Source organism: Arthrobacter sp. KBS0702, from assembly GCF_005937985.2.
Taxonomy (GTDB): domain Bacteria; phylum Actinomycetota; class Actinomycetes; order Actinomycetales; family Micrococcaceae; genus Arthrobacter.
Map to the genome: position 1 here is coordinate 1,061,157 of NZ_CP042172.1, position 16,632 is coordinate 1,077,788.

General features: G+C 70.5%; 14 protein-coding genes. 7 read left to right on the forward strand and 7 right to left on the reverse strand.

The window, feature by feature from the left end:
* Nucleotides 1–125: 125 nt before the first annotated feature.
* The 5 genes from FFF93_RS04830 to sufU all read left to right on the forward strand — a co-directional run bounded on the left by FFF93_RS04830 (nt 126) and on the right by sufU (nt 6,514).
* Nucleotides 126–1,559: a polysaccharide biosynthesis tyrosine autokinase gene (locus FFF93_RS04830; RefSeq protein WP_186372233.1), complete on the forward strand. Its 1,434-nt coding sequence runs from the start codon at nt 126–128 to the stop codon at nt 1,557–1,559.
* A gap of 55 nt (nt 1,560–1,614) precedes the next feature.
* The gene (locus FFF93_RS04835) at nt 1,615–3,000 is read left to right on the forward strand and encodes an O-antigen ligase (protein WP_138769927.1); all 1,386 of its coding nucleotides are present in this window, start codon (nt 1,615–1,617) and stop codon (nt 2,998–3,000) included.
* 25 nt (nt 3,001–3,025) lie between these two features.
* The gene (locus FFF93_RS04840) at nt 3,026–4,603 is read left to right on the forward strand and encodes a glycerophosphodiester phosphodiesterase (protein ID WP_138769926.1); all 1,578 of its coding nucleotides are present in this window, start codon (nt 3,026–3,028) and stop codon (nt 4,601–4,603) included.
* Nucleotides 4,604–4,687: 84 nt separating this feature from the next.
* On the forward strand, nt 4,688–6,001 hold the full coding sequence (locus FFF93_RS04845) for a SufS family cysteine desulfurase (RefSeq protein WP_138769925.1): 1,314 nt from the start codon (nt 4,688–4,690) through the stop codon (nt 5,999–6,001).
* Nucleotides 6,002–6,013: 12 nt separating this feature from the next.
* The gene (gene sufU, locus FFF93_RS04850; RefSeq protein ID WP_138769924.1) at nt 6,014–6,514 is read left to right on the forward strand and encodes a Fe-S cluster assembly sulfur transfer protein SufU; all 501 of its coding nucleotides are present in this window, start codon (nt 6,014–6,016) and stop codon (nt 6,512–6,514) included.
* On the opposite strand, the gene FFF93_RS04855 is transcribed toward sufU, so the two are convergent.
* The 5 genes from FFF93_RS04855 to FFF93_RS04875 all read right to left on the reverse strand — a co-directional run bounded on the left by FFF93_RS04855 (nt 6,511) and on the right by FFF93_RS04875 (nt 10,689).
* Nucleotides 6,511–7,824 carry a UDP-glucose/GDP-mannose dehydrogenase family protein gene (locus tag FFF93_RS04855; RefSeq protein WP_138769923.1) on the reverse strand — a complete coding sequence of 438 codons (1,314 nt, stop codon included), beginning with the start codon at nt 7,822–7,824 and terminating at the stop codon, nt 6,511–6,513. The genes sufU and FFF93_RS04855 overlap by 4 nt on opposite strands.
* Before the next feature lie 27 nt (nt 7,825–7,851).
* Entirely contained in the window at nt 7,852–8,295 is a 444-nt protein-coding gene (locus FFF93_RS04860; RefSeq protein ID WP_186372234.1) for a VanZ family protein, read from the reverse strand.
* A gap of 87 nt (nt 8,296–8,382) precedes the next feature.
* Nucleotides 8,383–8,604 (reverse strand): SCO4848 family membrane protein, encoded by a 222-nt coding sequence (locus FFF93_RS04865; RefSeq protein WP_138769921.1) that lies wholly within the window; start codon nt 8,602–8,604, stop codon nt 8,383–8,385.
* A 3-nt stretch (nt 8,605–8,607) separates the two neighbouring features.
* Nucleotides 8,608–9,105 carry a DUF2505 domain-containing protein gene (locus tag FFF93_RS04870; protein WP_138769920.1) on the reverse strand — a complete coding sequence of 166 codons (498 nt, stop codon included), beginning with the start codon at nt 9,103–9,105 and terminating at the stop codon, nt 8,608–8,610.
* A gap of 48 nt (nt 9,106–9,153) precedes the next feature.
* Nucleotides 9,154–10,689, reverse strand: a complete 1,536-nt coding sequence (locus FFF93_RS04875; RefSeq protein ID WP_138769919.1) for an SDR family oxidoreductase — start codon at nt 10,687–10,689, stop codon at nt 9,154–9,156.
* A gap of 236 nt (nt 10,690–10,925) precedes the next feature.
* Between FFF93_RS04875 and mfd the strand changes: the two genes are divergently transcribed.
* Nucleotides 10,926–14,591, forward strand: coding sequence for a transcription-repair coupling factor (gene mfd, locus FFF93_RS04880; protein ID WP_138769918.1), 3,666 nt, complete (start codon nt 10,926–10,928; stop codon nt 14,589–14,591).
* A gap of 7 nt (nt 14,592–14,598) precedes the next feature.
* Nucleotides 14,599–15,426 carry a metal-dependent hydrolase gene (locus FFF93_RS04885; protein WP_138770534.1) on the forward strand — a complete coding sequence of 276 codons (828 nt, stop codon included), beginning with the start codon at nt 14,599–14,601 and terminating at the stop codon, nt 15,424–15,426.
* Nucleotides 15,427–15,584: 158 nt separating this feature from the next.
* Here FFF93_RS04885 and FFF93_RS04890 read toward each other — a convergent pair whose 3' ends face one another.
* Nucleotides 15,585–15,809: a hypothetical protein gene (locus tag FFF93_RS04890; RefSeq protein WP_138769917.1), complete on the reverse strand. Its 225-nt coding sequence runs from the start codon at nt 15,807–15,809 to the stop codon at nt 15,585–15,587.
* Between the two features lie 64 nt (nt 15,810–15,873).
* Nucleotides 15,874–16,599 carry a deoxyribose-phosphate aldolase gene (gene deoC / locus FFF93_RS04895; protein WP_138769916.1) on the reverse strand — a complete coding sequence of 242 codons (726 nt, stop codon included), beginning with the start codon at nt 16,597–16,599 and terminating at the stop codon, nt 15,874–15,876.
* Nucleotides 16,600–16,632: the final 33 nt, after the last annotated feature.

Consider the following 16,632-nt stretch of genomic DNA (forward strand, 5'->3'; position numbering starts at 1 on the left):
GCCCCGAAAACCGGTGCGGGTTAAAAGCTTCCGCCCGGCACCGTTGCGGTCAATAATGGTGCGACAAGGGGACCGTGAAGGACCGTGCCGGCGCGGCATGGCATGGGAACCGCATGGGGGTTCCTTTGGAGCTTGCAGAATACGGCAGGGCGATTGCGCGGGGGTGGTGGATCCTGCTGGTGTGCCTGCTGGCGGGTCTCGGGGCGGCAGCCCTCGTCACGGCCCGCACGGAGCCGGTGTACCAGAGCAACGTCAAGTTCTTTGCCGCCACTCCATCGGCGGTGGGCCAATCGACCCTGCAGGCGCAGGAGCTCTCGCGGAACCGCGTCACGTCCTACGCCAACCTCGTCAAGAGTGAGGGCTTCCTCGGCCGCCTCGTCCGGGACAGCGGCACCGGGATCTCCGGCAAGGACCTCGCGGACAGCATCGGGGCTTCCGCGGACCGGGACACCCTGACGCTCTCGGTGGTGGTGAGCCAGCCGGAGCAGGCCAAAGCCTTCGCGATCGCCCGGGCGATCGCCAGCAACCTCGGGTCCGCGGCCGCGGACCTTGAATCCGGCGCCGCCGTAACGAACCTGACGGTCATCGCCGGACCCACGAACGACCCAGGCCCGGTGTCTCCCAAGGTGCCGCTGAACCTCGCCGTCGGTGCGCTCCTGGGCCTCGCCTTGGGTATAGCGATCCCGGTCGCCCGCCGGCTTTCCGACAAGTCGCTGCGGACGGCGCAGGAGGTCGAAGAGGCCACCGGCCTGCCGGTACTGGCCCGCATTCCGCTCAGCGGCGTGGCCCGGCCGCCGGCAAGCATCCTGGACCAGAGCAGGGGCACGCTGCTGGACGAGGCCGGACGCCGGCTCCGCACCAACATCGATCACTACCCTGCCCTGGGGACATCCGGCGTCGTCGCAGTGACCTCCGCCGGGAGCGGGGAAGGGCGCACCACGGTGGCGCTCATGCTCGCGCGGGCATGGGCCGAAGCGGGGGAGCCGGTGCTGCTGGTCGAGGCGGGGCTGCGCTCGCCGCGGCTCGCCTCCGTGCTTGGCCTGGCTACGGAGACCGGCCTCTCCGACGTTCTGGCCGGCCGGCTGCCGCTGGAACAGGCCATCCAGCACACCGCCGTCGAAGGCCTTCACGCCGTCGGTGCGGGCACCGTGCCGCCGAACCCCACCGAGCTGCTCGGCGGCCGGGCACTGACTGCCATCCTCGATGAACTGCGTGGCTCCTATGCCCGGGTCGTCCTGGATGCCCCGGCCATGGAACCCTTCAGCGACGCCGCCGTGATAGCAGCCGCGGCCGACTGCACGGTGCTGGTTGTCCGGCACCGGAACGTGACCCGCGAGGTGCTCCGGGCGGCCCTGCGCAACCTCGAGCTGGTGAACGGAACCGTCGCCGGAGCGGTGCTGAACGCCCTTCCGGGCCGCCTCGCGGCAGGCCGCCGGCAGTTCCGCGCCACGTTCCCGGTCAAGTTCCCGGCGGCTGGAAAGACCGGGCAGCCGGCCCCGGGCCTCCCGCCGGGTGCCCGGACCGGCAAGCCGGTCGCGAGCGCGTCCCGTCAGCCCTAAGGCGCACACGGTGGGCGCAACCGTGCGGGACCCGGAACCGGGCCGGGTGGTCTGAATGCAGCTGGCACTCTGGATCGCGCTGTGCCTGGCCGCGGCCCTGGTCCTCCGCCGCCACGCCAGGGTGCTGATCGTCCTGGTGATCGGACTGTGGATCCTGGTACCGGCCGTCGGCGCCTCGGTGGTCACCGGCGTGGATGCCGGGCCGCTGGGCTTCCACCCGGCGACGTGGCTGGTGCTCTGCATCCTCGCCGTCCGGATCCTCTATGACCCGTGGAGCATCCTGCAGGCGCTGGCTCGGCGGTTCCTCCTGTTCCTGGTCCTTGCCGTGGTGATCATCGTGGCGCTGCTCGCCTCCCTCAGCGCCAGTACGGCCGGCGGCCTGGTGGTGCTGGTGGACCAGATCCTGGTCCCAGTGCTGTTCTTCCTGCTCCTGCTGTCCGAGGCCTCCCGCGCCGGAGGACTCGTGGCAACCCTTCGCGGGGCACTGCTGCTGTTTGTGGCCGTGGCCTGCGTCGTGGCCGTGCTCCAATGGCGGGCGAAGGACGTGCTGATTTTCGAGTCCGGCTACAGCACCCAGTACTGGTTCGAACGGCAGTCGGGGCGGTGGATGGGCACCCTGGACCAGCCGCTCGCCTTGTCGCTGGCGATTTCCGTGGCCGCGCCGCTGGTGGCAGGCCTCCGGCACAAGTTCCTGCAGGCGGCATTGCTGGTCCTGATGGTGGTCGGGAGCCTGCTCACCCAGTCGCGGGTCGGCATCATCGCCGTCGCCTCTTCGGTGGTGGCCGCCATACTGTTCGCACCGGGACGGGTCTGGGTGAAGTCGTTCATGCTGGCGGGCCTCGCCGCCGCGGGGGCAGCCATCGTGTCGTCGCCCCTGATCGACGGCGTGACGGCCCGGCTGGCCGACGACTCCGGCTCGGCGCAGGCCAGGGAGGCCGCGGTGGGCTACTTCCTGGCCCGCTGGGACGACTACGTCCTGGGCGGCGGGGGGATCGGATCCAGCTTCAGGTTGGCCTTCCACGCCGGCCTGGCCAGCAGCCTCGAGAATCCGCTCCTGATGTACAGCGTCGACATCGGCATCGTCGCGGCCGTGCTCTACTTCGGCTCCATGCTGGTGCTGGTGGCGCGGAGCGGATTCCGCCTGGGTTACTCGGGCCTGGCGCTGGCCGGCGTCCTGGCCCTCGTAATCCCGCAGACCTACAGCTCGCTGGCCACGCGGTCCGCGGCCGGCATCCTGGTCTGGACCGTGCTGGCGATGGTGGTGATCGCGGGGGATGAGCGCCGGGAGCGGAACAGGCAGGAACACGCCGCCGCAGCCCTGGCGCCCGCGCTTCCGGCCCCCGTGACGTTGGCCCGGCCGCTTCCGGCCCCCGTGACTCCGGCCCGGCCGCTTCCGGCCGGCACCGGGCCTGTCCCCGCGCGCACGGCGCCGGCCGGCTGAACCCGCTGCGGGACCGGGGGAGAGCATGGTTGCATCGGGGGGAACTTCCGGCAGGTTCGGCAGGCGCGGATTCCTGGGCCTGGCTGCCGCCGGCGCCCTCTTCGGTGCGGCCGGCTGCGCTCCCTGCCCCAGCTCTGCCGGCAGCCCGCGGCCCGGCACCGGCCTTGTTCCGGCGCCCTCCGCGGCCGCCGCCTTCGTAGCCGAAGGCTCCATCGCGGAGCCCGGCGCGACCACGCCCCACACCATCCACGGCCTGCTCTCGAAGCCGAACTTCTTCGTCGCGCACCGCGGCTCCGGCGACAACTGGCCCGAGCACACCATGCGCGCCTACCGGCAGTCGGCGGACGCGGGCCTGAAGGCGATCGAAGTCTCCGTCTCCGCCACCTCGGACGGCGTACTGGTCTGCCACCACGACCTGACCACGGCCCGGCTGACCGGCACCGCGCTGACGATTGCCACGGCCACCGCGGCATCGCTGGCCCAGCTGCGCAACGACGCACGGCCGTGGCTTGGCCCGGCGACCCCGCTGGAACCGATCCCGCTCCTGACCGAGGTCCTGGATGCCTTCGCCGCCAGCCACGTGATCTTCCTGGAGGACAAACAAGGCACCAACGCGGAGCGGATCCTCACCCTGCTGGAGAAGTACCCGGACGCGCGGCAGCACATCATCTGGAAGCAGCCGGCGTCGTCGGCCGGTCATGCCCAGGCCGCGGCCGACGGCTACACCACCTGGGGCTACGTCACCCGGGCGGACTACCCCCGGCTCGCCGAACTGGTGCCGCTCGTGGACATGCTCGGCGTCCACCACACGGCACCGGAGGACCGGATCCTGGAGCTGGTGGACTCCGGCAAGCCCGTAATCGCCTGGGAGGTGCGCCGCCGCACCGAGCACCTGCGGCTGCGCGAGCTCGGCGTCCGGGGGTTCATCTGCTCCAACATCCGGCACGTGCTGCACCAGGAGGCGCCCCGCGGTGAGGACCGCTTCGGCGAGGGACTCCGCGGCACCGGCGACCTGCCGTGGAAGGCGGACGGCGGATGGGAGGAACAGCCCGGCTTCGCCGGCGAGGCAGTGCGCCTGGCCAACCAGGAACGCGCCGGCTACCTGCTGGGGTCCATGGCCGGCGCGGTGGATGCCCCGGGCTGGGAACTCACCTTCGAGCTGCGCTGGCCGGACGGGCTGCCGCCGGCCGGCGGGTCCGGCGGGGCGGGCGTGGCCTTCGGACAGTCCACCGACGCGTCCTACCGCCGCGAGTCCGGCCCGGGTGCGCCCGGCTACGAACTCGACGTCGGCGCCGGCGGACGGATCACTTTGTCCCGCCGGGACCCGGGCGCGGCTGCCGCCGTCGAACTGGCCGCCGGCGACAGCCCGGCGCCGGCGCCGGGGGAGTGGCTGGCGTTCGTGGTCTCGGTGGCACCGCGCAGCCTCACCGTGCACCGGATGGACGGCGGCGCCCCGCGCTGGAGTGTCCGCTCGGACGACTCCCGCTACGGCGGCGGCTGGTTCTCGCTGCTGAAGAATTACGTCGCCGGGCCGGCGGTGGAGTTCCGCCGGGTGCGGGTCCGCGCTGCCGCCGCATCCGATCGTTGCGCGAACGTGGGATAATTAGGTCTAATCTGCGTGACGTAATAGGTTCCGACCCGGGCGGTTGGCCCTCTTGCGCCGCAGCGACTGCCGATCCAGGAGTTCCTGCCCATGGTTGCTACACCAGCCCATCTCCTCAGCTCAGCCACGGCGCTGGGCAACGAGGAGGTCATGAGGATCCGCAACGACTTCCCGATCCTGAACCGGTCCGTCAACGGGCACCGGCTCGTCTACCTGGATTCCGGGGCCACCTCGCAGAACCCGCTCAGCGTGCTGGAGGCGGAGCAGGAGTTCTACGAGCAGCGGAACTCCGCAGTGCACCGCGGCGCGCACCACCTCGCGGTGGAGGCCACCGAAGCCTTCGAGGATGCCCGCGAGACCGTGGCGGCCTTCATCGGCGCGGACCCGGATGAGCTGATCTGGACTTCCAACGCCACCGAGGGACTGAACCTGCTCAGCTACTCCTTCCTGAACGCCTCCCTGCCGGGCGCCCCCGCGGCGTCGGCCCGCTTCGCGCTCACCGCCGGGGACGAGATCGTGGTCACCGAGATGGAGCACCACGCCAACCTGATTCCCTGGCAGCAACTGGCCGAACGGACCGGCGCCACGCTGAAGTTCATCCCGGTCGACGACGCTGGCGCCCTGGACCTCGACGCGGCCGCCCGGCTGATCGGCGGCCGCACGCGCGTGCTCGCCTTCACCCATGCCTCCAACGTCCTCGGGACCATCAACCCGGTGCCCGCGCTGGTCTCCCTGGCCCGCGCCGCCGGGGCCCTGGTGGTGCTGGACGCCTGCCAGTCCGCCCCGCACCTGGCCCTTGACGTCAAGGCCCTGGACGTGGACTTCGCCGTCTTCTCCGGCCACAAAATGCTCGGCCCCACCGGGATCGGCGGGCTCTACGGGCGCTCGGAGCTGCTCAACGCGATGCCGCCGTTCCTGACCGGCGGCTCGATGATCACCACCGTCACGATGGAACGCGCCGGATTCCTGCCCAGCCCGCAGCGTTTTGAGGCCGGCACGCAGAAGATCTCGCAGGCCGTGGCGCTGGCCGCCGCCGCCAACTACCTGAGCGAAACCGGCCTCGCCCGGATCCACGCCTGGGAAGCCGAGCTGGGCGGGCGGCTGGTGGAAGGGCTGGAGGCCATCCCCGGGATCCGTGTGCTGGGTCCGGCCGCCGGGCAGGAACGGATCGGCCTGGCCGCGTTCGACGTCGCAGGGGTACACGCCCACGACGTCGGACAGTTCCTGGACAGCCGCGGCATCGCCGTCCGGGTGGGCCACCACTGCGCCCAGCCCCTGCACCGCCGGCTCGGGCTCACGGCGAGCACCCGGGCCAGCACCTACCTGTACAACACCACCGACGACGTCGACGCGTTCCTCGACGCCGTCGCCGGTGTCCGCGGATACTTCCAAGCCTGAGGACGGCCCTGCATGAGTCTTGACCAGCTATACCAACAGATCATCCTGGAGCACTCCAAGGCCCGGCACGGCAGCGGCCTGGCCGACGCCGGTGTGCCGGAGGGGGCCAGCAGCGGCCAGTCGCACCAGCTCAACCCCGTCTGCGGCGACGAAATCACGCTGCGGATCGCCGTGGCCGGCGGCAAGGTCAGCGAACTGCGCTGGGACGGCGAGGGCTGCTCCATCTCGATGGCCTCCGCCTCCGTCCTGACGGACCTCGCCGAGGGCCTGGAGCCGGTGGAACTGCACCGCGTGATCGACAGCTTCCGCGAGGTGCTGCGCTCCCGCGGGAAGGTGCCGGCCGACCCCGAGGTCCTGGGCGACGCGGCGGCTTTCGAGGGCGTGTCCCGGTACGCCGCCCGGGTTAAGTGCGCCATGCTCTCCTGGGTGGCCGCCGAGGACGCCCTCGGCCAGGCGGAGTCACACCAGCACCCCGCGAACCAGGACACCACTAACCAGGACCCCGCGAACTAGGGGCGTCCGAGGCCCTTATAGGTCCAGCCCGCGGCGCGCCATTTGGCGGGATCCAGCACGTTCCGGCCGTCCAGGATGCGCGGCGCCGAGACGAGGGCCAGGGTGTCGTGCGGGTCCAGCTCGCGGTACTGCCGCCACTCCGTCAGCAGCAACACCGCGTCGGCCTTGTGCAGGGTGGCGTCCAGGTCCGGCTCGAGTGGGAGTTCCGGGAAACGCTTGGCGGCGTTGGGCAGCGCCTGCGGATCGGTCACCGTCACCACGGCGCCCTGGAGCTGGAGCTGGGCCGCGGCGCTCAGCGCCGGCGAGTCGCGGACGTCGTCGCTCTCGGGTTTGAAGGCGGCGCCCAGCACCGCGATCCGCTGCCCCATCAGGGAGCCGCCGCACAGTTCCCGGGTGAGCTCGACGACGCGGGTGCGGCGCCGCATGTTGATCGCGTCCACCTCGCGAAGGAAGGTCAGGGCCTGGTCCGCGCCCAGCTCGCCCGCACGGGCCATAAACGCCCGGATGTCCTTGGGCAGGCAGCCTCCGCCGAAGCCGATCCCCGCGTTCAGGAACTTCCGGCCGATCCTCTCGTCCATGCCGATGGCGTCGGCCAGCCGGGTGACGTCCGCGCCGGTGGCCTCGCACACCTCGGCCATGGCGTTGATGAAGGAGATCTTGGTGGCAAGGAAGGAATTCGCGGCGGCCTTGACCAGTTCGGCCGTGGCGTAGTCGGTGATGATCCGCGGTGTTCCGCCCGCCAGCGGCGTCGCATAGACCCGGTCCAGCACGGCGACGGCGGGGTGGTCCTCGCTGCCGTCCGGGACGCCGTAGACGAACCTGTCGGGGTTCAAGGTGTCAGTGACGGCGTGGCCCTCGCGGAGGAACTCGGGATTCCAGACGAGGGTGGCGCCCGGCTCCGTCTCCGCGAGCAGCTCGGCGAGCCGGCCGGCGGTCCCCACCGGGACCGTGGACTTCCCGGCGATCACGTCACCTGGGGACACCTGGCCGGCCAGCGCTTCCACGGCGGCGTCGACAAAGCGCAAGTCCGCCGCGTTTTCCCCCCGTTTTTGCGGTGTTCCCACGCAGATGAAGTGGACCTCCGCCCCGCGGGCGGCGGACAGCTCGGTGGTGAACCTCAGCCGGCCGGATTCTTCGAGTTCGGACAGGAGCTCATCGAGCACGGGTTCATAGAACGGGGCCCGTCCCCGGGAGAGCTGCTCCACCTTGTTCGCGTCGACGTCGATGCCGACCACCTCGTGGCCCAGCTTCGCCATGCACGCCGCGTGGACCGCGCCCAGATAGCCGCAGCCGATAACCGAGATCCGCATTCCGAGGTCCTCCCGCCAAGGGTGTGCTCACAGAGTACGTGCTGGCGCCCGGTTTCGGACAGGCCTGCGGCGCGGCATTATCTGGCGGGCGACCAGGGAGCCCAGGAGCGCCCCGAAGGTGTTGGCCAGGACGTCGGCCAGGGTGGGGTAGCGGCCGGGCAGGAAGAGGAACTGCGCGAGCTCGAAGACGCAGGACGCGAGCAGGCCAGCGGCCGCGCCCACCCACCAGTAGCCCCGGCCGATGATCCAGGCCACGAGGGCACCCAAGGGCACGAAGAGCAGGATATTGGCGGCGGACTCGACGAAGCCGTAGTCGACCCAGTCGGGCACTCCCCGGCGGTGCACCGCCCGGAGCGCCCTCTCCAGCAGCCGTGAAAGGGGCCGGTCGACCGGCAGCGGCCACAGGGCCACCCCGGCCAGCACCGCGACGTAGGCGATGAGCCCCCAGGTGGCCACGCGATGGGGCCGCACAGGCATCCCCCTTCAGCAGCGGGCGGACATTTTCCTGATTCTAGCCCCGCGCCGCCGCCGGTTTAAGCGGTAGTCGGCGCCCCGGGGTCAGCCGAGCAGGCCCGCGATCCCGATCCCCGCCGTCGCCGCGCCGAGCAGCATCGAGATGCTGACCAGCACAACGTGGACAGTGAGGAAACGGGTTGCCTTGCCGCCGGCGTCGCGGGCCCGCGGGTCCTTCATTACGCGGCGAAGGAACTGCGGCCAGACCGCCAGGGACCAGACGCCGGCCACCACCAGCACGACGGCGAGGAAAGCGGGAAGCTCCACCGGCTAGTGGCTTTCGAGCCAGGCCTGGGCCTGGGTGGACTGGATGTTGAGGGCCTTGCCGACCATCGGCTCGGCTGCATCGGCGATCTTCCCGCCCAGCAGCGGCACCGAGGAGGTGACGGTGCCCTCCAGCTCGATCCGGGTGCTGCCGCCCTCGGCGACGAGGCGCTGCACGGCGTTGACATCCAGCGGGGCGCCGGCGACCTTCAGCGAGATGCTGCTCTGGCGGGAACCGTCGGCGGCAGGGGCTTCCCAGCTCTCCAGCTGCGTCACCTTGAGGCTCTCGCCAACGAACTTGCGGGCCAGGTCCGGCATCCGGGTGGTCGGGATCGTGCGGACGGTCGTGGTGTTGAACGCTCCGGCCGGGTCGCCGTCGACGGCAAACGATTCGAGGGTTCCGCCGACGAGTTCGCTGGTGTGGCGCAGGAAGTCCTCGTTGACGAAAACTGCCGTGACGCTCTCAACGTTGTGCGGAAGGGTGGTGGATGCACTCAGGGCCATTGGGGGTCCTCCATGGGGTGGGACTGGACGTTTCGGGCTCCCAACATCCTACGCGGTGGGCCCGGCGGGTTCCGATTCGGCCCCCGTCGCCGTGTCCCGCTCTGCCTCTGCGAGGCGTTGCGCGGCCGCGGCGATATTCCGCGACATGGCGGGGAAAATCAGGCTGTGGAACGGCAGCACGGCGAGCCAGTACAGCTTGCCGCTGAGCCCCTTCGGGAAGAAGATGGCGCGCTGCCGGTAGCGGCTGCCGGTGCCCTCCGGTTCCACCGACAATTCCAGCCAGGCCCGGCCCGGCGCCCGCATTTCGGCGCGCAGCCGCAGCAGCCGGCCGCGGTCGATCCGCTCGACCCGCCACCAGTCAACCACCTCGCCTTCGGCCAGCAGGTGCGGGTGCCGCCGGCCGCGCGCCAGCCCCGCGCCCCCGGTGAGCTTGTCCAGCCAGCCGCGCACGCTCCAGGCCAGCGGCAGCGAATACCAGCCGTTGCGTCCGCCGATGCCTTCGATGATGGTCCAGACGTGTTTCGGGTCCACCGGGCTGGAGTAGGCGCGCTCGTCGAGGTAGACCCGGTGGCCGGCCCAGTCCGGGTCGCTCGGCAGCGGATCGGCGTCGGCCCCGGCGCTGGCCCACGTCGTCTCCACCTGCCCGTCGCGCTCCTTGCCCAGGGCCAGGGCGACCGCGCGCCGGTAGGGGGTGAGCCCTCCCTCTGGCTGCGGGATGTAGGAATCGATGTCATGCTCCCGCGATACGGCGTCGTGCTGCAGCGACTCCACCAGCGGCAGCGACATGGACAACGGGATCGGGGTGGTCAACGCGACCCACATCCCGGCAAGCTTCGGCGCGGGGATCGGCAGCGCCAGCACCACCCGGTGCGGCAGCCCGGCCTCCGCGGCATATTCCTGCATCATGCCCGCGTAGCTGAGCACCTGGCGGGAGCCAATGTCGAAGGTGCGGTTGATCGGCCCTTCGAGCGCTGCGGCCCCGACGAGGTAGTGCAGCACGTCCCGCACCGAGATCGCCTCAATCTTGTTCCGCACCCAGCTGGGGGCGGGCATCACGGGCAGGGTCTCGGATAGGTGCCTGATCATCTCGAACGACGCCGAGCCGGAGCCGATCACGACGCCCGCCTGGAATACGATCGCATCGACCGGGCCGTCCAGGAAGACCTTGCCCACCGCCTCCCGGGACCGCATATGCGTGGAGAGCTCGGCCCCGGAGGGGTGCAGGCCGCCGAGGTAAACAATCCGCCCGACGCCGGCCCCGGCGGCTGCCTGTGCCGCCGTTTCGGCCATGGCCTTTTCCTTGGCTTCGAATCCGGAGCCTCCCGCCATTGAGTGGACGAGGTAGTAAAGCACGTCGACGCCCTCGAGCGCCTCCCGCAGCGCAGCGCCGTCATCGAGGCTGCTCTGGACCACCTCGACCTGCTCCAGCCACGGGACGCCGGCGATTTTCGCCGGGGTCCGGACCAGGACCTTTACCCGGTGTCCGGCCTCGAGCAGGCGGGGGACCAGCCTGCCGCCGATGTACCCGGTGGCGCCAGTCACGAGCACCGTCTTCGCGTTCGCAGCCTTGCGGGTGCCGTTCATGGGTGGCTCCTTCTCATTGCGGATATCAGCCGGCGGATACAAGCCATTCGGAGCGCCGGCTGGTCCGGACTGCACGGCTCCGGACTGCGCGGCCCTGGCGGACCCCCGTGCTGCCAGCTTAGCCCCGGGTGCCGGGCCGCCGCCGGGTCGCGGTAGGCTGGAAGGACCCGGGATTCTTGCGAATTTCGGGTATTCGTGTTGCCTGCATTCCCGTGATCACTTCAGGAGTTCCAGCCATGAGCCTCAACGGCCCCTCTCTCACCGGTCTGCGGCGTGTCCTCGCCGAGGACAAGACCTTCGCCCGGGTGCAGGCCGAAGCGTCACGGCCGTTTACGGCCCGCAGCGAGGACTACCAGCTCAGCGCGCCGGCCGGGCTGCGGGCTGCCCTCCTCGCGGAGATGGCCGACGGCCTCGCAGTGATCCCGTCCGACGGCGGCCCGTCCGACGGCGGCCCGTCCGACGGCGCGACGCCGGTCGTCCTGGCCGTCACCGCGACCGGCCGCGAGGCCGAGGACCTGGCCGCCGCCCTGCGCGCCTTCCTACCGGCAGAGACGATCGCCGAGTTCCCCAGCTGGGAGACCCTGCCGCACGAACGGCTGTCGCCGCGCTCGGACACCGTGGGCCGCCGGCTCTCCGTGCTCCGCCGCCTCGCGCACCCGGAAACCGCCGGCGGCGGGCCCCTCCGCGTGGTTGTCGCCCCGGTCCGCGCCGTGGTGCAACCGATCGTGGCGGGCCTTGGCGAGCTGGTCCCGGTGACCCTCTCGGTGGGCCAGGATGCCCCGTTCGGTGACGTCGTGAAGAACCTCGCGGACGCCGCCTACGCCCGGGTGGACATGGTCACCCGGCGCGGCGAGTTCGCGGTCCGGGGCGGCATGCTGGACGTCTTCCCGCCCACCGAAGACCACCCGATCCGGGTCGAGTTCTTCGGCGACGAGGTCGAGCAGATGCGCTGGTTCGCCGTCGCCGACCAGCGCTCGCTGACCGCGCCTGGCGTGCACCACCCCACTGAACTGCACGCCCCGCCCTGCCGCGAAATCCTGATCACGCCCTCGGTGATGTCCCGGGCCGCGACCCTGAAGGCCCAGCTGCCGGCCGCGGCGGACATGCTGGAGAAAATCGCCGGCGGCATCGCCGTCGAAGGCATGGAGTCACTGGCCCCGGTGCTGGTCGATTCCATGGTGCCGTTCCTGGACCAGTTCCCGGCGGGCTCCATCTCCGTCGTGATCGAACCCGAAAAAGTCCGCACCCGCGCCCACGACCTCGCCGCCACCAACGAGGAGTTCCTCGAGGCGGCCTGGTCCACGGCGTCCGACGGCGGAACCGCCCCGCTGGATTTGAGTTCCGCGGCGTCCGCGGCCCTGCACTCGGCGAGCTTCCGCTCGCTGGGCGAGACCCGCTCCACCGCGCTCGGGCACGGCGTGTCCTGGTGGTCCATCAGCTCGCTCGCCAGCGACGAGGAGCTGCTGCCGGAGATCGACGTGCTAAACCTGCACGCCCGCGAACCGCGCGGCTACCAGGGCGACGTGGCCGAGATGATGGACTTCATCGGCTCGCACGTGCGGGAACAGTGGCGGATCGTCGTCGCCACCGAGGGCCCCGGCCCGGCACAGCGCCTTGCCGAGCTCTTCCACGACAATGACATCCCCTGCGCCCGGGTCGAAGCCCTGGACGCGGACCCGCAGCCGGGCCTGATCGAGGTGACCACAGCCGCCGTCGGCCGCGGCTTTGTCCTGGACACACTGAAGCTGGCCCTGCTCACCGAGGCAGACCTGCTGGGCCGCACCTCCGCCGGGTCCACCAAGGACATGCGCCGGATGCCGTCCAAGCGGCGCAACGCGGTGGACCCCCTGCAGCTGCTGGCCGGGGACTTCGTGGTGCACGAACAGCACGGCATCGGCCGGTTCGTCGAGCTGATCCAGCGCAAGGTTGCGGGCGGGGGCGACGGGGTGCGCGAATACCTGGTGCTGGAGTACGCGCCCTCCAAGCGCGGCGCCCCGGGTGACCGACTCTTTGTCCCCACCGACCAGCTGGACCAGGTCACCCGCTACGTCGGCGGCGACACCCCGGTGCTGAGCAAGATGGGCGGCTCGGACTGGGCCAGCACCAAGTCCAAGGCCCGCAAGGCCGTCAAGGAGATCGCCGGCGAGCTGATCCGGCTCTACTCGGCCCGGATGGCCTCCCGCGGCCACGCCTTCGGCCCGGACACCCCGTGGCAGCGCGAACTCGAGGAGGCCTTCCCCTACGTGGAGACCCCGGACCAGCTGACCACCATCAACGAGGTCAAGGCGGACATGGAGCGGGAGATCCCGATGGACCGCCTGGTCTCCGGCGACGTCGGCTACGGCAAGACCGAGATCGCGGTCCGGGCGGCCTTCAAGGCCGTCCAGGACGGCAAGCAGGTCGCCGTACTGGTGCCCACCACCCTGCTCGCGCAGCAGCACTACGAGACCTTCACCGAACGCTTCTCCGGCTTCCCGCTGCGGGTCAAGCCGCTGTCCCGCTTCCAGGGCGCCAAGGAGGCCAAGGAGACGGCCGAGGGCGTGAAGAACGGCACCGTCGACGTCGTGATCGGCACGCACCGGCTGCTGTCCAAGGACTTCGCGTTCAAGGACCTCGGCCTCGTGATCGTGGACGAGGAGCAGCGCTTCGGCGTCGAACACAAGGAGGCGCTCAAGAAGATGCGCACCAACGTGGACGTCCTGGCCATGAGCGCCACCCCGATCCCTCGCACCCTGGAGATGTCCTTGACCGGCATCCGCGAGACCTCCACGCTGGCCACCCCGCCGGAGGAGCGGCACCCGGTGCTGACCTACGTGGGCCCGTACACGGACAAGCAGACCTCGGCCGCGATCCGGCGCGAGCTGATGCGCGAGGGCCAGGTCTTCTTTGTGCACAACCGGGTCTCCACGATCGACCGGACCGCGGCGAAGATCCGCGAACTGGTCCCCGAGGCGCGTGTGGAGGTGGCGCACGGCAAGATGTCCGAGAGCCGGCTGGAGCAGATCATCGTGGACTTCTGGGAGAAGCGCTTCGACGTGCTGGTCTGCACCACCATTATCGAGACCGGCCTGGACATCTCCAACGCCAACACCCTGATCGTGGACGGCGCGGACAAATACGGGCTCTCCCAGCTGCACCAGCTGCGCGGGCGGGTGGGCCGCGGCCGGGAACGGGCGTACGCCTACTTCCTCTACCCCTCGGAAAAACCGCTGGGCGAGGTGGCCCTGGAACGGCTCAAGGCGGTCGCCACGCACAACGAACTCGGCGCCGGCATGCAGCTGGCCATGAAGGACCTCGAGATCCGCGGCGCCGGCAACCTGCTGGGCGGGGAACAGTCCGGCCACATCCAGGGCGTCGGCTTCGACCTCTACATCCGGCTGGTGGGCGAGGCCGTGGCCGACTACCGCGGCGAGGCCGAGGAAAAGGCCGCGGAGATGAAGATCGAGCTGCCGGTCAACGCGCACCTGCCGCACGACTACGTGCCCGGCGAACGGCTGCGCCTGGAGGCCTACCGGAAGCTGGCCGCCGCGCTCAGCAACGAGGCGATCGAGGAGGTCGAGGCCGAACTCGTCGACCGCTACGGCGAGCTGCCGCTGCCCGCGCAGAACCTGGTCGCCGTGGCCCGGTTCCGGGTCGGGGCGCGCGAGGCCGGCCTCACGGACGTCGCGCTGCAGGGCAACTTCATCAAGTTCTCGCCCGCCCAGCTGCCGGAATCCAAGCTGATGCGCCTGGCCCGGATGTACCCCGGTTCGCAGGCCAAGCCGGCCCTGGACGCGGTGCTGATCCCCAAGCCCAAGACGGCCAGGATCGGCGGCCGGGACCTGCAGGACGCCGAGATCCTGGCCTGGGCCAACGGCGTGATCGAGGCGATCTTCTCCGACGCCCCGCTCCCCGTGGGCTAGCCCCGTGATGGGAGGTCACCACGCCGCGTCCGGGGCCGCGGTGTGGGTTGCTATTGCCTCGACCGGTCCATACACGCTGGGCTGGTACCCGCTGGATGCCACCGGGATCCTGATCGGCGGGATGGCGACGGCGGGCACGGCCCTGGTCTGCGACTGGGACCACCGCTCGTCCACCGTGGCGCATGCCCTGCCGCCGCTGTCGAACCTGATCGCCGTCGGGATCGAAAACGCCTCCGGAGGCCACCGCCAGGGCACCCACTCGGTGCTCGGCGCGGCGTTCTTCGTGCTGCTCGCGGCCATGGCGGGGCAGATCCAGGTGCAGACCGACTGGGGGCTGCTGTCCGTTGGCGCCGGCCTGCTATGCATGTTCATGATCAACATCGCCGCGAAGGCGCTGAAGCTGTTTCCCAGGTACGGCTGGATCAGCAACTGGATCTTTGCCCTTGCCATGGCGTCGCTGGTGACCTGGTTCGCGCCGCACCAGTGGTTCTGGCTGCCGGTGTCCATGCTCGCCGGTGTCATCGTGCACATCGTCGGGGACATGATCACCACCGGGGGAGTGCCGCTTCTCTGGCCGCTGGTGGTCAAGCCGCCGAAGTTCCTGCGCAGGCTGCCGCTGGTCAAAGACGTCTGGAAGGCCAACGGGGCATTCTCCATCCCGCTGCTGGGCCGGGCCGGCTCGCGGCGGGAATGGTTCGTGCTGATCCCGGTGAGCGCCTACGCCATGGTCGGCATGTTCTCCGCTGCCCTGGCCCTGGCCAAGGGGCACTTCCCGGCCGCGCTCGCGCTGGGCACCGCACTGGTCAACCGCCTGCTGGCCGCCGTCGGAGGCTAGGGCCGACGGCGGCCGCGTCGGCGTCGCAGTTTCCGCCCCAGTTTCGGACGCGCGCGCCCCGGGTCCGGGGTGCCCCGGTCCGAAACCGCCGCGCTCATCCGGAACCGGCCGGTTAAACGACTGAAGCCCCGGAAAACCGGGGCTTCAGGGAAATACGTTTAGTTCTCGCCAGCGGAATCCGAGCGGCCCGTGATGGTCTGCGGGATCCAGAACGCCAGGGCGAACAGGGCCAGGCAGGCGGCCATCGGCCAGGGGTTGCCCAGGCTGAGGAAGGAGAGCGAGTAGAGGGCGCCGAAGAACAGGGCCATCATCAGGACAAAGAGCACGACGCTGGATGCCAGGCTGCTCTCGCCCTGCCGGGTCTTGGTGGTGTTGTTTGACATTCGTTCCTCCTCGGCCCCGCGGGGCTCAAAAACTGTGGCGGCAGCGGCTGTTACCGGTGTGCGGTCAGTACGCGGATGAACCCTGTTCACCCTTGACGATCGCGATGCCGGAGCTGGCGCCAATACGTGTTGCACCTGCAGCTATCATAGCCTGCGCGTCGGCGAGGGACCGCACGCCGCCCGAGGCCTTGACGCCGAGTTCGGGACCCACCGTGCGGCGCATCAGGGCGACGTCCTCCACGGTGGCTCCGCCGCCGTTGAAACCGGTGGAGGTCTTCACGAAGTCTGCCCCGGCCTCGACGGCGGCCTCGCAGGCGAGGACCTTCTGGGCGTCGTCGAGCAGCGCGGTCTCGATGATGACCTTCAGGATGGCGCCGCCGGCGTGGACCGACTCCGCCACCGCGCTGATGTCATCGACCAGGGCACCCTTGTCATTGGCCCGGGCCGCGGCGATGTTGATCACCATATCGATCTCGTCCGCGCCGTCCAGCACCGCGCCGCGGGCCTCGAAGGCCTTGACATCGCTCGGGGTGGCGCCCAGCGGGAACCCGATCACCGAGCAGGTCAGGACGCCGGTACCCTTGAGCGCCGTCTTGACGGTCTTGACCCAGATCGGGTTCACGCAGACGGACTTGAAGTGGTATTCGGCCGCCTCGGCGCACACCTTCAGGACCTCGGCCTCGCTCGCCTCCGGCTTGAGCAGGGTGTGGTCGATGTACGAGGCAATGGTGCCCGCGGAGTGGCTGGCGGTGCCGGCAGCCGTGCCGTCCGTGGTGGCTTCGTTGCTCATGGTGATCCCTTTCCTGGCGGGCCTGGTTCGTGG

Bases quoted from the DNA above. Each gene is read 5' to 3' on its own strand.
- FFF93_RS04890 (WP_138769917.1), bottom strand. From the start codon at position 15,809: ATGTCAAACAACACCACCAAGACCCGGCAGGGCGAGAGCAGCCTGGCA.
- FFF93_RS04885 (WP_138770534.1), top strand. From the start codon at position 14,599: ATGGGAGGTCACCACGCCGCGTCCGGGGCCGCGGTGTGGGTTGCTATT.
- sufU (WP_138769924.1), top strand. From the start codon at position 6,014: ATGAGTCTTGACCAGCTATACCAACAGATCATCCTGGAGCACTCCAAG.
- FFF93_RS04870 (WP_138769920.1), bottom strand. From the start codon at position 9,105: ATGGCCCTGAGTGCATCCACCACCCTTCCGCACAACGTTGAGAGCGTC.
- mfd (WP_138769918.1), top strand. From the start codon at position 10,926: ATGAGCCTCAACGGCCCCTCTCTCACCGGTCTGCGGCGTGTCCTCGCC.
- deoC (WP_138769916.1), bottom strand. From the start codon at position 16,599: ATGAGCAACGAAGCCACCACGGACGGCACGGCTGCCGGCACCGCCAGC.
- FFF93_RS04875 (WP_138769919.1), bottom strand. From the start codon at position 10,689: ATGAACGGCACCCGCAAGGCTGCGAACGCGAAGACGGTGCTCGTGACT.
- FFF93_RS04835 (WP_138769927.1), top strand. From the start codon at position 1,615: ATGCAGCTGGCACTCTGGATCGCGCTGTGCCTGGCCGCGGCCCTGGTC.
- FFF93_RS04855 (WP_138769923.1), bottom strand. From the start codon at position 7,824: ATGCGGATCTCGGTTATCGGCTGCGGCTATCTGGGCGCGGTCCACGCG.
- FFF93_RS04840 (WP_138769926.1), top strand. From the start codon at position 3,026: ATGGTTGCATCGGGGGGAACTTCCGGCAGGTTCGGCAGGCGCGGATTC.